Consider the following 14700-nt stretch of genomic DNA (forward strand, 5'->3'; position numbering starts at 1 on the left):
GAAACCCATGTCCAACCTGGCAAACACCACCTCGGCTGACGGGACCGCGAACGACGGCGCCGGCAACGAATTCCTGGCCTTCACCCTGGGCTCCGAGGAATACGGCATCGACATCCTGAAAGTGCAGGAAATCCGCGGCTACGAAGCCGTGACCCGCATCGCCAACGCGCCCGAATTCATCAAGGGCGTGATCAACCTGCGCGGCATCATCATCCCGGTGGTCGACATGCGCATCAAGTTCAACCTGGGCACCCCGGTGTACGACCAGTTCACCGTCGTGATCATCCTGAACATCGGTGGCCGCATCATGGGCATGGTGGTCGACAGCGTGTCCGACGTGACCACCCTGACCCCGGACCAGATCAAGCCGGCGCCGGAGATGGGCACCGCCTTCAACTCCGACTACATGATCGGCCTGGGTACGGTCGACGAGCGCATGCTGATCCTGGTCGACATCGACAAGCTGATGTCCTCGGGCGAAATGGGCCTGATCGACAAGCTGGCCGCCTGATTTCGCGGCGGCACGCAGCACCAACCATCCGGACCGCGCCATGACGGCGCGGACCAACCAGCATTCATAAGGCAACAAACGTGCCGCAGCAGAAAACAGAGACGGTCAAGGAATTCGACTTCACCCGCCGTGACTTCGAACGGGTGCGTGCGCTGATTCACCAGCGCGCGGGCATTTCGCTGGCCGACAGCAAGCAGGAAATGGTCTACAGCCGCCTGGCGCGACGCCTGCGCGCGACCGGCATCCAGTCGTTCGCCACCTACCTGGACGACCTGGAAGCGGGCCGCATGGACCGCGAGTGGGAATCGTTCACCAATGCGCTGACGACCAACCTGACCTCGTTCTTCCGCGAGGCGCATCACTTTCCGCTCCTGCTCGAGCACCTGGTCGCGGTGCGCAAGAAGGATACGCGACCGCTCACGATCTGGTGCTCGGCGGCGTCCACCGGCGAAGAGCCGTATTCGATCGCGATGACGGCCTGCGAGGCCTTCAACACGCTCACGCCGCCGGTGCACATCGTCGCCACCGACATCGACACCAATGTGCTGTCGACCGCCTCGAATGGCGTGTACCCGATGGAGCGGCTCGACAAGATGTCGCCGGAGCGCCTGCGCCGCTTCTTCCTGAAGGGGAAGGGCGCCCACGAGGGCATGGCGCGCGTGCGTCCCGAGTTGCGCAACCTGGTCACCTTCAAGCAGCTCAATCTGCTGGCCGACGGCTGGCCGCTGGAAGGACAGTTCGACGCCATCTTTTGCCGCAACGTGATGATTTATTTCGACAAGCCGACCCAGCGCAAGATCCTGGGCCGCTTCGTGCCGCTGATGAAGCCGCATGCGCTGCTGTTCGCGGGCCACTCCGAGAACTTCCTGTACGTGTCGGACGCGCTGCGCCTGCGCGGCAAGACGGTGTATGAACTCGATGGACGCAGTGCCTGAAGGCGTGGGACGACCATGAACAGCCAGTTCGCCACCAATCTCTATCACGACCGCACCTTCAACGTCGATGCGGCCAAGATCCTGCCGGGCGAGTATTTTTATACCGGCAAGGACATGCTGATCGCCACCGTGCTCGGCTCCTGCGTCTCGGCCTGCATCCGCGACCGCCTGACCGGCCTGGGCGGCATGAACCACTTCATGCTGCCCGATGGGGGGGCGGACGCCGGCAGCAACCCGGTCTCGGCCTCGATGCGCTACGGCTCGTTCGCGATGGAGATCCTGATCAATGACCTGCTCAAGGCCGGCGCCCGCCGCGAACATCTCGAAGCCAAGGTGTTCGGCGGCGGCGCCGTGCTGCGCGGCTTCACGGCGATGAACGTCGGCGAGCGCAACGCCGCCTTCGTGATGCAGTTCCTGAAGACCGAACGCATCCCGGTGCTGGCCGAAGACCTGAACGACATCTACCCGCGCAAGGTGTTCTTCTTCCCGCGCACGGGCAAGGTGCTGGTCAAGAAACTGATGCAAACCCAGAACGACACGCTGGCCAAGCGCGAACTCGACTACGCCAAGCGACTCAAGGTCGAACCCGTCGGCGGCGCCATCGACCTGTTCTGACCTGTTAGTTGAAAGGAATAAGCATGAAGACCAAGGTGCTGATCGTCGACGACTCGGCGCTGATCCGCAGCGTGATGAGCGAGATCGTCAATTCCCAGCCCGACCTCGAAGTGGTCGCCACCGCGCCCGATCCGCTGGTCGCGCGCGAGTTGATTAAAAAGCATAACCCCGATGTGCTCACCCTGGACGTCGAGATGCCCAAGATGGACGGCCTCGACTTCCTGGAAAAGCTGATGCGCCTGCGGCCGATGCCGGTGCTGATGGTGTCGTCGCTGACCGAGCGCGGCTCGGAAATCACGATGCGCGCGCTCGAACTGGGCGCGGTCGATTTCGTGACCAAGCCCAAGATCTCGATCCAGACCGGCATGCGCGAGTATGCCGACATGATCGCCGACAAGATCCGCGCCGCCGCGCGCGCCCGCATCGCGCCGCGTTCGCGCACGCCGCAGGCAGCCAGCGCGCCGCTGTCGGCCCTGAGGAGTCCCCTGATTTCTTCCGAAAAACTGATCATCATCGGGGCCTCGACCGGCGGCACCGAAGCGATCCGCGAATTCCTGATGCAGATGCCGTCCGACTGCCCGGGCATCCTGATCGCCCAGCACATGCCGGAAGGCTTCACGAGTTCCTTCGCTAAGCGCCTCGATTCGCTGTGCAGGATCAGCGTGGTCGAGTCCGCCGGCAACGAGCGGGTGCTGCCCGGCCACGCCTACATCGCGCCGGGCCACTCGCACCTGCTGCTGACCCGCTCCGGCGCCAACTACATGACCCGCATCGAACAGTCGCCGCCGGTCAACCGCCACCGTCCCTCGGTCGACGTGCTGTTCCGCTCCGCCGCGCAGGCGGCCGGTAAAAACGCCGTTGGTGTTATCCTGACCGGCATGGGCAAGGACGGCGCGGCCGGCATGCTCGAGATGCGCCAGGCCGGGGCCCACAACTTCGCCCAGGACGAAGCCAGCTGCGTCGTGTTCGGCATGCCGCGCGAAGCGATCGCGCTGGGCGCCGCCCACGACGTCGGCCCCTTGCCGGCCTTGCCGCGCATGGTGCTCGACCATCTGGCGGCGCAGGGCGGCCGGGCGTTGCGTGTTTGATCCGAATTAGAACTGGTGACAGGCTTTAGGGGCTATTTTATCGCCGTAAGGCAACAAAAATGCTATTCTTGAGCCTGTTATCGAGCCCACCAGGGCAGCTCACCCAACAAACCACAGTATAAGATTCAAACGGAGTTATTCATGGCTGATCCAAAGATGCGTTTCCTGGTTGTTGACGATTTCTCGACGATGCGCCGCATCGTCCGGAATCTGTTGAAAGAACTGGGTTATGCCAACGTCGACGAGGCAGAAGACGGCGTGATGGCGCTGGCCAAGCTGCGCAGCGAATCGTTCGACTTCGTGGTGTCGGACTGGAACATGCCGAATATGGACGGCCTGACCATGCTGCAGAACATCCGTGCCGATCCCGCGCTGGCCAAGCTGCCGGTGCTGATGGTGACCGCGGAAGCGAAGAAAGAGAACATCATCGCCGCCGCCCAGGCCGGCGCCAGCGGCTACGTGGTCAAGCCGTTCACGGCCGCGACCCTCGACGAGAAGCTGAACAAGATCTTCGAGAAACTGGACAAAGCCGGAGCCTGAGATGGGTGAGATGAACTCGGCGCTCGACGCCGGGGCCGCCTCGAACGAAGAGGTGTTGAGCCGGATCGGCCACATGACCCGCGCGCTGCATGAAAGCCTGCGCGGGCTCGGACTGGACAAGCTGATCGAGAAGGCGGCGAGCGACATCCCCGATGCGCGCGACCGCCTGGACTACGTGGCGCGCCTGTCGGAACAGGCGGCCAAGAAGGTGCTGGACGCGACCGACGCGGCCGGCCCCCTGCAGGACGCTATCGAGACCCGCGCGGCCGAGTTGTCGGACGGCTGGCAGGCGCTGCTCGACAAGGGCGCCAGCGAGGCCGAATGGCGCGCGATGGCCCAGCGCACGATCGCCAGCCTGAACGAGTCGGCGGCCGGCGCGGTCGCCACGCGTGGCGAGCTGATGAACATCATGATGGCCCAGGATTTCCAGGACCTGACCGGCCAGGTGATCGGCCGCATCACCGGCATCGCGCAAAACCTCGAGAAGCAACTGGTGCAGGTGCTGATCGATTTCGCACCGAGCGAGATCAAGCGCGAGCTGGACAACGGCCTGCTGAACGGGCCGCAGATCAAGCCGACCGGCACCGAAGTCGTGGCCAACCAGGGGCAGGTCGACGATCTGCTCGACAGCCTCGGGTTCTGAACCGGCGCCGCGCATTCACTTACGGCGCCTTCATGCATCGCACCAACTTCATCGTCCGCGAACCGCTGCTCGATCCAAGGCAGCGCGTTCTCGGCTATGAGCTGTCGTGGCAGCAGCACGACGGACGCATTCCCACCGACCATGACCTGGAAGGGCTGGTCGGTTTCGTGGCAGAACACGTCAACCACCAGGAACATGGCTGGCTGTTGCGCGACAAGATCCTGTTCCTGGACGCCGTGCCGGCCATGCTGTCGACCGACGCGCTGCACGCGCTGCCGCCGGAACGCACCGTGCTCGCCTTCGATATCCGCCAGCTGACCGACCAGGATGTGCGCTCGGCCGTGCAAGCCGTGCGCGCCGGCGGCGTCGGGGTGGCGATCCGCGGCTGCGACATCAATCTGCTGGGGCGCAACCTGACGCCGTATGCGTCCTACCTCGAGGTGCGCTTTACCGGCGCCAACGTCGCCGACCAGGCGCGCAGCTACGCCGCCGCCAAGCATTCGGCGCTGCGCATGGTGGGGCGGCCGGTCGGCACCTGGGCCGACTTCGACGCCTGCGCCGCGCTCGGGCTCGACGCCTTCGTGGGCAAATTGCACCTGACGCCGCGGCCGGGCAATCCGGTCAAGGGCATGAACCCGACCCAGAGCGTGATCCTGCAGCTGATGCAGCTGGTGCAGAACAACGAGGACGTGCCCAAGCTCGAAAGCGTGCTGAAACGCGACCCGGCCCTGACCTACAAGCTGCTGCGCTACATCAATACCGCGGGCTTTGGCGCCGGGCGCGAAGTGCAGTCGCTGCGCCAGGCGATCTCCCTGCTGGGTTATGCGCCGCTGTACCGCTGGCTGGTGCTGCTGCTGGCCACGGCCAGCTCGAGCGGCTATTCGCCGGTGCTGATGGAAACCGCCGTGGTGCGCGGCCGCCTGGCCGAGCTGCTGGGGCAAAAGTACCTGGGTAAAGGCGAGGCCGAGAACCTGTTCGTGGCCGGCATGTTCTCGCTGCTCGACCGGCTGCTGGGGCTGAGCATGCAGCAGGTGCTCGAGACCATCCAGCTGCCCGACGGGGTGGTGCAGGCGCTGACGCGGCGCGAAGGGCCGTACGGTCCCTACCTGGCGCTGGCCGAGGCCTGCGAGCTCAACTCGAACCTGGTGGCGTCGCTGGCCGATGCGCTCGCGATCACGCCCTCCGAAGTCAATCAGGCCCACCTGTCGGCGCTGGCCTGGGCGCAGAGCGTCGCGGTCGACGCCTAAAGCTTCTCTCCACAGCGCCCGGCTGGACAGCCGGCGCCTCCCGCATCACCGCATTGACCATGGCCCCGCGCCAACATGGGACCATGGACTGATTGCGCCCTGACCAGATGGGCGGACAATGAACGCTGCAGTGGATCATGCGGCGCGCTCATGGGCCTCCCGAGCGCCTCCCGAGCAAAGCTTTCCTCCCCTTTGAGGTTCTTTCATGGACACCAAGCACCTTGCACGGAGCCATGAGATTGGCACCAAGATCAGTCTCATCCATCAAAAGCGCATGAAGACCGCGCTGGCGCAGTTCGGCCAGCGCGCCCGCGCCGCGGTGAGCGAGGCGACGGGCGACAAGGTCCGGGACGCCAGGGTTGGACCCGGGGCCTGGATGGCCGGGCTCAATCCCTGGTCGTACCAGCACTACGCGCTCGATGCCTTCCAGCGCTCCATCCTGTTCTGGGACACCTTGCGCCAGCGCGGCGACAATTTCCTCGAGCGCGCGGCGAAAGGATCGGCGCCAGTCCTGCATTTCGATTACGAAACCATCCTCGACGGCCGTGGCTTCGCGCGGCCGGTGAACTATGCGCTGCTGCGCATCGTTCCCCCGGCCGGCGTCACGACGGATCCGGCAAAGCGCCCTTATCTGATCATCGATCCGCGCGCCGGCCATGGCCCCGGCATCGGCGGCTTCAAGGACGACTCGCAGGCCGGCGTGGCGATGCGCGCCGGCCATCCGGTGTACTTCGTCAGCTTCTTCCGCGACCCCGAGCCGGGGCAGACGATGCTGGACGTGTGCAGCGCCGAAGGGCAGTTCGTGAAACACGTGCGCGCGCTGCACCCGGCCAGCGAGAAACCGGCCATCATCGGCAACTGCCAGGGGGGCTGGGCGGCGATGATGCTGGCCGCCTCCAGCCCCGACGATACCGGACCGCTCCTGATCAACGGGGCGCCGATGTCGTATGTGAGCGGCGCCTGGAACGAAGGCGAGGGCGACAATCCGATGCGCTATGCCGGTGGGATGCTGGGCGGCACCTGGCTATCCTCCTTCGTCGCCGACCTCGGCAACGGCGTATTCGACGGCGCCCATCTGGTACAGAACTTCGAGAACCTGAACCCGGCCAACTCGCTATGGGACAAGTATTACAAGGTGTACCAGCTCGCCGACACCGAACCGGCGCGCTACCTGGACTTCGAGCGCTGGTGGGGCACGTATTACCTGTTGAACCGCGAAGAGATCGAATTCATCACCCGCAACCTGTTCGTCGGCAACAAGCTGTGGTCCGGCGACGTCAAGGGCAATACCGGCCAGGCCTTCGACCTGCGCGCCATCGAGATGCCGATCATCCTGTTCGCATCGATGGGCGACAACATCACGCCGCCGGAGCAAGCCTTCAACTGGGTGGCCGACATCTATGGCAGCACCGAGGAAATCAAGGCGCGCGGCCAGGTGATCGTGGGCCTGCTGCACCAGAATATCGGCCATCTCGGCATTTTCGTCTCCGGCAAGGTGGCCAAGAAGGAATATACCCAACTGGTTTCGGTGCTCAATGAAGTCGAGCTCCTGCCGCCCGGCCTGTACGGCATGCAGATCACCGAAACCAGGGACGGCAGCCTTGATGGCAAGCCGCAATACGAGGTCACCTTCCACGAACGCCGGCTCGAGGACGTCAGCACCCAGTTCAATCGCTTCAACCGCGTCGACGAACAGCCGTTCGAGGCGGTGGCGGCGCTGTCCGACTTCAACCAGCGGGGCTATGAACTGTTCGTGCAACCGTTGGTGAAGGCCATGTCCAACGATCTGAGCGCGCGCCTGCTGCGCGTCTTCCACCCCTTGCGCGTGCAGAACTGGGCGCTGTCGAGCCGCAATCCCTGGATGGCGTGGCTCGAACCCGCGGCGCGGACAGTCCGGGAGCAGCGCCAAGCGCTGGGCGAAGGCGATCCGTGGCGGCGCCTGGAAGACGCCGGCGCCGAACTGGTCAGCGCGTCGCTGGACCTGTATCGGGCGGTGCGCGACGCCAACACCGAAGCGGGCTTCTTCAGCATCTACGCGAACATGTACTCGCTCTACCTGGCGGACCGCAAACCGGCGCAAGCGGCACCCGCGACGCAGGATGCGCGCGCGCTGCCTTACGTTCAGGAGGCGCTGGAATCGATCGCCGAGGGTGGCTATGCCGAGGCCTTCGCCCGCCTGGCCAGCCTGCGCGCCCAGCAGGGCGCGCTGCTGCCGCTGTCGCGTCTGGTCAAGCGCAAGGAACTGGCGCAGGCGTATGCCGACTATCTGCCGGACGTGCCGCTCGACCAGTGGCGCCGCCTGCGCGGCGAGCAGGAAATCATCACCAGTTACGAACCCGAGAAGGCGATCGCCACCTTGCCGGCGCTGCTGAGCGACCCGGGCGACCGCGAGCGGCTCCTGAGCCTGATCGACGAATTGATGGCCGACGAGCGCGTGCAGGCGACGCCGCCGACGAGCGCGCAGCTGGCCATGGTGGAGCGGCTGCATGCATTGCTCAGTGGCGAACCCGGGGCCGAACCCGACGGCCAGGACGGCCAGCGGCCCGCATTCCGGCCGGTGCCGGATTCGCGGACCTCCACGCGCCTTCATTGAAAGGACCCGAGATGGAACCGAAGCACGAGAAATACCAGCGGCTGATCGACTATTGCAAGGAACTGCCGCCGCTGCCGACCGCCGTCGTCCATCCCTGCGACGCCAGCTCGCTCACCGGCGCGCTGGAAGCCGCGCGGATCGGCCTGATCGCCCCGGTCCTGGTCGGGCCGCGCGCACGGATCGAGGCGGTGGCGCAAGAGAACAGCTTGCGGATCGGCGACGTGCCGATCGTCGAGGCGGCCTACAGCCATGCGGCGGCGGCGAAGGCCGTCGAGCTGGTACGCGAGGGCAAGGCCGAGGCCTTGATGAAGGGCAGCCTGCATACCGACGAGCTGATGGGCGCGGTGGTCAAGCGCGAGACTGGGCTGCGCACCGCGCGCCGCGTCAGCCACTGTTTCGTCATGGACGTGCCCGGGTATGCCGATGCGCTGGTCATCAGCGATGCCGCCGTGAATATCGCGCCGACGCTGGAAGAAAAGATGGACATCCTGCAGAACGCCATCGACCTCGCGCACGCCCTGCAGTTCAGGGAAGTGCGGGTGGCGGTGCTGTCGGCGATGGAAACCGTCAACCCGAAAGTGCCTTCCACGGTCGAGGCCGCCGCACTGTGCAAGATGGTCGACCGCCACCAGATCCACGGCGCCCTGGTCGACGGCCCGCTGGCGCTCGACAACGCGATCGACCCGGACGCGGCCAGGATCAAGAAGATCGATTCGCCCGTCGCCGGGCGCGCCAACGTGCTGCTGGTGCCCGATCTCGAGGCCGGCGACATGCTGGCCAAGAGCCTGTCCTTCCTGGCCGGCGCCGATGCGGCCGGCATCGTCCTCGGCGCGCGGGTGCCGATCATCCTCACCAGCCGCGCCGACTCGATGGTGACCCGGCTGGCCTCGTGCGCGGTCGCCACGCTGGTGGTCAAGGCGCGCCGCGAGAGCGGCAAGCCGGTGAGGTGACGCCATGGCCGACCTCATTCTCGTGCTTAACGCCGGCTCGTCGAGCATCAAGTTCCGCGCCTTCGACGCCGGCCCGGCCGAACCCGAGCTCGTGCTCCACGGCCAGGTCGAAGGGCTCTACAATGCGGCGAAATTCAGCGCGAAGGACGCCGACGGGGCGCTGATCGGCGAGCGGCGCTGGGAAGCCGACGCCGCGCTCGGACACCAGGAGGCGACCGACTACATCGGCGACTTCCTGCGCAGCCACCGCGCAGAGCACCGGCTGGTGGCGGTCGGCCACCGCGTCGTGCATGGCGGCGTGCAGTTCACCGAAGCGGCGCTCGTCACCCCGGCCGTGATCGAAGCGCTCGACCGTTTGACGCCGCTGGCGCCGCTGCACCAGCCGCACAACCTGGCGCCGATCCGCACCCTGCTTGATGCGCGGCCGGACCTGCCGCAAGTGGCCTGCTTCGACACCGCCTTCCACCGCGCGCAGCCCGAGGTGGCGCAGGCCTATGCGCTGCCGGACAGCATCACCAGGCTGGGGGTGCGGCGCTATGGCTTTCATGGCCTGTCGTACGAATACATCGCGTCGGTGCTGCCGGCCTATCCGGAGCTGGGCGCCGCCCGCGCCACCCTGGTGGCGCACCTGGGCAATGGCTCGAGCCTGTGCGCGCTGGCGGGCGGCAAGAGCGTGGCCAGCACCATGGGATTCACCGCCGTCGACGGCCTGCCGATGGGCACCCGCTGCGGCAACCTGGACCCGGGCGTGGTGCTGTTCCTGATCGACTATCTCAAGATGGATGCGCGCGCCATCGAAGACCTGATCTACAAGCAGTCGGGCCTGCTCGGCGTGTCGGGCATCTCGAGCGATATGCGGACCTTGCTGGACAGCGACGATGCGCGGGCGCGCTTCGCGGTCGACCTGTTCGTCTACCGCATCGGCCGCGAACTCGGATCGCTGGCCGCCACCACCGAGGGCATCGGCGCCCTGGTGTTCACCGCCGGCATCGGCGAGCATTCGGCGCTGATCCGCGAACGGGTCTGCCGCGCGGCGCGCTGGCTCGGGGTCGACCTCGAGCCGGCCGCCAATGCGGCCGGTGGGCCGCGCATCAGCACGGCGGGCAGCAAGGTCTCGGCCTGGGTGATTCCGACCAACGAGGAGTTGATGATCGCGCGCCATACGAGAGCAGTCGTGCGCAAGGAAGCAGTGAGGGCGGCGGCATGAAAACGGTCAGCCTGGAGGACTCGGTCGCCATGATACCGGACGGGGCCAGCCTCATGATCGGCGGCTTCATGGGCGTCGGCACGCCGCAGCGGGTGGTCGACGAACTGGCGCGCCAGGGCAAGCGCGAGCTGACCGTGATCGCGAACGACACCGCCACCCCAGGCCGTGGCATTGGCAAGCTGGTCACGGCCGGGGCCGTGCGCAAGGCGATCGTCAGCCATATCGGACTCAACCCGGAAACCCAGCAAAAGATGATCGCCGGCGCCATCGAGGTCGAACTGGTGCCGCAGGGCACCCTGATCGAGCGCCTGCGCGCCGCCGGCTACGGGCTGGGCGGCGTCCTGACGCCGACCGGCGTCGGCACCGCGGTCGAAGAGGGCAAGCGCAAGATCGAGGTCGACGGCGCACCCTACCTGCTGGAGACGGCGCTCGGGGCCGATTTCGCCCTGGTCGAATCCTTCCTTGCCGATTACGAGGGCAACCTGGTCTACGCCCTGACCGCCCGCAATTTCAATCCCGTGATCGCGATGGCCGCCAACACCGTGATCGTCGATGCCGCCCATATCGTGCCGGTGGGGATGATTTCGCCCGACCATGTCGTGACGCCGGCGGTGCTGGTCGATTACCTCGTGGCCCACGCGTGAATGATGGAAGGTCGAACCATGGACGCGCCAACCCTGATCGCCAAACGCATCGCCCAGGAATTGCGCCCGGGGATGCTGGCGAACCTCGGCGTCGGCATTCCGACCCTGGTCGCCAACTACGTCCCGCGCGATATGCACATCTACTTTCAGTCCGAGAACGGCCTGGTCGGCACCGGGCCGATTCCACAGGAGGGCCTGGCCCAGGCCTATCTGACCGACGCCGCCGGCCAGCCGGTCACGGCCCTGCCTGGCGCCGCGACCTTCGACAGCGCGCTCTCGTTCGGCCTGATCCGCGGCGGGCACCTCGACCTCACGGTGCTGGGCGGCCTGCAGGTGGACCAGGGGGGCTTGCTGGCCAACTGGATGATTCCCGGGAAGATGGTGCCCGGCATGGGCGGCGCCATGGACCTGGTGACGGGCGCCAGGCGCGTCATCGTCGCCATGCAGCATACCGCCAAGGGCAAGCCGAAGATCGTGCGGCAATGCTCGCTGCCGCTGACGTCGACGCGCGCGATCGACCTCCTGGTGACCGAACTGGCCGTCATCGGCTTCGAAGGCGGACGCGCCACCTTGCTGGAAACGGCGCCCGGCGTCGGGGTGGAACAGGTGCTGGCCGCCACCGAGGCCGAGCTGATGGTGCCGGGCCAGGTGCCGCAGATGCGGATCGAGGGCATGAACTCAATCGAAGGAGCTTCGCCATGACGAATGAACGCCACCGCCCGATATTGGAGGGCAAGAAGGCCCTGGTCTCCGGGATCGCCAACGAGCATTCGATCGCTTACGGATGCGCCAAGGCATTCCGCGAGCTCGGCGCGGAACTCGCCATCACCTATACCGGCGAAAAGACCAGGACCTATGTCGAACCGCTCGCGCGCGAGCTCGGCGCGCCGGTCTTCATGCCGCTCGACGTGACCAGGCCGGAAGACATCCAGGCCGTGTTCGGCGAGATCGAACGGCAATGGGGCAAGCTCGACCTGTTCGTGCACTCGATCGCCTGGGCGCCGAAGGAAGACCTGCAGGGCGGCCTGCTCGACAGCAGCGCCGAGGGCTTCGGCCAGGCGATGGACATCTCGTGTCACTCCTTCGTACGCATGGCGCGCCAGGCGGCGCGCCTGATGAAGGACGGCGGCAGCATGTTCACGATGAGCTACTACGGCGCCAACAAGGTGGTCGCCAACTACAACCTGATGGGGCCGGTCAAAGCCGCGCTGGAAGCGTGCGCGCGCTATCTGGCCTATGAACTCGGGCCCAGGCATATCCGGGTGCACGCGATGTCGCCGGGGCCGCTCAAGACGCGTGCGGGCTCGGGCCTGAAGGACTTTGACCTGCTGCTCGCGCAGGCGGCCGAGCGCGCGCCGCTCGGGGAGCTGGTCGACATCATGGACGTCGGTTTCGCCTGCGCCTTCCTGGCCACGCCGTATGCCAGGCGGCTGTCCGGCGAAACCATGTATGTCGATGGCGGCGTGCACATCATGGCCTGAAAGGAGCTGCGATGGCTGACTTAGTGATGGGAAACGTGGAGGCGGGCACCAGCGACGAGGATATCAAGGCCTTCCTGGTCAAGTATGGGTTTCCGCCGTTCGACGAGATCGAACACCTGCCCGGCAACGGTTCGCGCCCCGCGGTGCTGTTGACGTTCCGGGATGCGCCGCCGGAAGCGCTGCGCGGCCTGCTGCCGCGCGTCCAGGACATGTTCTGGAACAACCGGAAGATCCACGTGCATATCGTCAACGAACGCTATAACCAGCAGTAACGAGGACCGGCGATGGGTTTGCTCGACAGGATCAGGCGCGAGGGCGATAACGCCACGGCGCAGGACAGGGAAAGCGTCAACGCGGCGATCGAACGCCTGCTGGCGCTGCATCCGCAGCTGGACCTGGCGCGCCACTGCCGCAAGCATCTCGCGCCCGCGGTGGCGGCCTCGTACGCCTATGTGCGCGCGCTGGTCGATGCCGTGCCGGCGGCGCGCGAGGCCAGCGCCGTCGCCTGGGATGGCGACCCCTATGTCCACGCCTGGTTCGCCGGACCCGACGACGTCGCATTGCGGATCAGCCGCTCGACCGACTTGCGGGCCTATTTCGCCGACAACGGCGACGCGCCGGAAGCGTATGCGGTGCTGGGGATGGAGCTGGTCGAACGCCACGTCCTGGGCGCCAGGCTAGAGGGTGAAACGATGCGCCGCGACGTGCCGCAGACCACGCTGAGTTTCGGCGACCACCAGGTCAGGATGTGCGGCCGCGTTGATGCCGAACTCAGGGATGAGATCGTGCGGCGCCTGCTGGACGAACTCGCGCTGGCGGGACTGGCGCGCACCGCCGCGGACAAGTCGCGCCGCGCCGCGCTCGAGCGCGAGCGTGCGCTGCTCAAGACGCGGCTGCAACTGCTCGAACGCCAGGGTCGCGGCATCCGCTCGGTGATCGGCGGCGACGTCGCGAGCGACCTTGGCGAGCTGGCGCGGCTGAAAGAGCGGGTCGAGGAAAACGCGCGCGACTTGGCCGGGCTGGGGCTGCGCGAAGACGCGCTGGAGCGCGAACTCGAGCAGGTGCGCGCGGTGTTCGCCCAGCCTGCACGGCATCTGTCGGTGTCGACCAGACGCTTGACCCTGGACCGGATGAACGTCGTGGTCGAGCCGGGCACGCCGACGGGCGCGCCAATGAGCGACCTCGAATTCCGGATCGCGCGCCTGCCGACGCTGCCACCGCGGGTGCGCGCATTCGCGCTGGTGCGCTTTGCGCGGACCAGCCTGCTACCGGAAAAAAGCGTGTTCGAGGAAGCCGAGCAACTGCTGGCGTCCGGACTCTGGTCCTGATGCCGGTTCACCAGGCAGCCTACAAGGAGCAGACATCATGGCTGGGGGCAAGGAAATACGCGACAAGATCAAGAGCGTGGAAAGCACCAGGAAGATCACCAAGGCGATGGAGATGGTCGCCACGTCCAAGATGCGCAAGGCGCAGGAACGGATGCGCGCCGCGCGTCCCTATGTGCGCAAGATCCGCAACATCACGGGTCATCTGGCCGAGGCGAGCCCCGAATACAGCCATCCTTTTCTCATCACGCACAGCGAGGGCAAGCGGGTCGGCTTCATCGTGGTCACGACCGACAAGGGCCTGTGCGGCGCCATGAACACCAATATCCTGCGCACCGTGACGCAGGCCATGCGCGAACACCAGGAACGCGGCATCGGCAGCGACCTGGTCGTCATCGGCAACCGGGGACTGTCCTTCATGAACCGCATCGGCGCCAGGGTGGTCGCGCATGCCGTGCAACTGGGCGACACCCCGCACCTCGAACGGCTGCTGGGCCCGGCCAAGGTGCTGCTCGACGCCTACCAGAACGCGCAGGTCGACGCGATTCACCTGTGCTACACGAAGTTCATCAATTCGATGAGCCAGCAAGCGGTCATCGAGCAGCTGGTGCCGCTGGTTCCGGAAAACGTGCGGGCCGAACGGGGCACGCATGGCTGGTACTACCTGTACGAGCCCGAACCGGCCCAGGTGATCGACGACCTGCTGATCCGTTATGTCGAGGCGCTGATCTACCAGGCCGTGGCCGAAAGCTTCGCGTCCGAGAATTCGGCGCGCAGGATGGCGATGAAGGCGGCCAGCGACAACGCGGCCAGCATCATCGACGACCTCAAGCTGGTCTACAACAAGACGCGCCAGGCGGCGATCACGAAGGAACTGTCCGAGATCGTCTCCGGCGCGGCGGCGGTCTGAGCGAGAACATC

General features: G+C 66.2%; 16 protein-coding genes. All 16 read left to right on the forward strand.

What is annotated here, in order from left to right; genetic code table 11:
• Positions 1 to 7: 7 nt before the first annotated feature.
• The 16 genes from LO55_RS15345 to atpG all read left to right on the forward strand — a co-directional run bounded on the left by LO55_RS15345 (position 8) and on the right by atpG (position 14689).
• A complete protein-coding gene (locus LO55_RS15345; protein ID WP_071362121.1) occupies positions 8 to 511 on the forward strand; it encodes a chemotaxis protein CheW in 504 nt (167 codons plus the stop codon).
• 80 nt (positions 512 to 591) lie between these two features.
• The gene (locus tag LO55_RS15350) at positions 592 to 1446 is read left to right on the forward strand and encodes a CheR family methyltransferase (protein WP_005666669.1); all 855 of its coding nucleotides are present in this window, start codon (positions 592 to 594) and stop codon (positions 1444 to 1446) included.
• A gap of 15 nt (positions 1447 to 1461) precedes the next feature.
• Positions 1462 to 2061: a chemoreceptor glutamine deamidase CheD gene (gene cheD, locus LO55_RS15355; protein ID WP_005666670.1), complete on the forward strand. Its 600-nt coding sequence runs from the start codon at positions 1462 to 1464 to the stop codon at positions 2059 to 2061.
• A 23-nt stretch (positions 2062 to 2084) separates the two neighbouring features.
• Positions 2085 to 3149, forward strand: coding sequence for a protein-glutamate methylesterase/protein-glutamine glutaminase (locus LO55_RS15360; RefSeq protein WP_071362122.1), 1065 nt, complete (start codon positions 2085 to 2087; stop codon positions 3147 to 3149).
• 141 nt (positions 3150 to 3290) lie between these two features.
• Entirely contained in the window at positions 3291 to 3689 is a 399-nt protein-coding gene (gene cheY, locus LO55_RS15365) for a chemotaxis response regulator CheY (protein WP_005666673.1), read from the forward strand.
• Position 3690: 1 nt separating this feature from the next.
• On the forward strand, positions 3691 to 4332 hold the full coding sequence (cheZ, locus tag LO55_RS15370; protein ID WP_005666675.1) for a protein phosphatase CheZ: 642 nt from the start codon (positions 3691 to 3693) through the stop codon (positions 4330 to 4332).
• Between the two features lie 32 nt (positions 4333 to 4364).
• Positions 4365 to 5579, forward strand: coding sequence for an EAL and HDOD domain-containing protein (locus LO55_RS15375; RefSeq protein ID WP_071362123.1), 1215 nt, complete (start codon positions 4365 to 4367; stop codon positions 5577 to 5579).
• Positions 5580 to 5784: 205 nt separating this feature from the next.
• Entirely contained in the window at positions 5785 to 8172 is a 2388-nt protein-coding gene (locus LO55_RS15380) for a DUF3141 domain-containing protein (protein WP_071362124.1), read from the forward strand.
• Between the two features lie 11 nt (positions 8173 to 8183).
• Complete coding sequence (locus LO55_RS15385) at positions 8184 to 9122, forward strand: phosphate acetyltransferase (protein ID WP_071362125.1); 939 nt, start codon at positions 8184 to 8186, stop codon at positions 9120 to 9122.
• Positions 9123 to 9126: 4 nt separating this feature from the next.
• Entirely contained in the window at positions 9127 to 10329 is a 1203-nt protein-coding gene (locus LO55_RS15390) for an acetate/propionate family kinase (protein WP_071362126.1), read from the forward strand.
• Positions 10326 to 10973 carry a 3-oxoacid CoA-transferase subunit A gene (locus LO55_RS15395; RefSeq protein ID WP_071362127.1) on the forward strand — a complete coding sequence of 216 codons (648 nt, stop codon included), beginning with the start codon at positions 10326 to 10328 and terminating at the stop codon, positions 10971 to 10973. The genes LO55_RS15390 and LO55_RS15395 overlap by 4 nt, the downstream gene beginning before the upstream one ends.
• 18 nt (positions 10974 to 10991) lie before the next feature.
• Complete coding sequence (locus tag LO55_RS15400) at positions 10992 to 11675, forward strand: 3-oxoacid CoA-transferase subunit B (protein ID WP_071362128.1); 684 nt, start codon at positions 10992 to 10994, stop codon at positions 11673 to 11675.
• Positions 11672 to 12454 (forward strand): enoyl-ACP reductase FabI, encoded by a 783-nt coding sequence (gene fabI / locus LO55_RS15405; protein ID WP_071362129.1) that lies wholly within the window; start codon positions 11672 to 11674, stop codon positions 12452 to 12454. Before LO55_RS15400 ends, fabI begins: the two co-directional genes overlap by 4 nt.
• Positions 12455 to 12465: 11 nt before the next feature.
• A complete protein-coding gene (locus tag LO55_RS15410; RefSeq protein WP_071362130.1) occupies positions 12466 to 12726 on the forward strand; it encodes a hypothetical protein in 261 nt (86 codons plus the stop codon).
• Between the two features lie 12 nt (positions 12727 to 12738).
• A complete protein-coding gene (locus LO55_RS15415) occupies positions 12739 to 13782 on the forward strand; it encodes a hypothetical protein (protein WP_071362131.1) in 1044 nt (347 codons plus the stop codon).
• 37 nt (positions 13783 to 13819) lie between these two features.
• Positions 13820 to 14689 carry a F0F1 ATP synthase subunit gamma gene (atpG, locus tag LO55_RS15420; RefSeq protein WP_005666697.1) on the forward strand — a complete coding sequence of 290 codons (870 nt, stop codon included), beginning with the start codon at positions 13820 to 13822 and terminating at the stop codon, positions 14687 to 14689.
• The last annotated feature ends 11 nt before the right edge of the window (positions 14690 to 14700 follow it).

The organism is Massilia timonae (assembly GCF_001866515.1).
GTDB lineage: Bacteria > Pseudomonadota > Gammaproteobacteria > Burkholderiales > Burkholderiaceae_D > Telluria > Telluria timonae.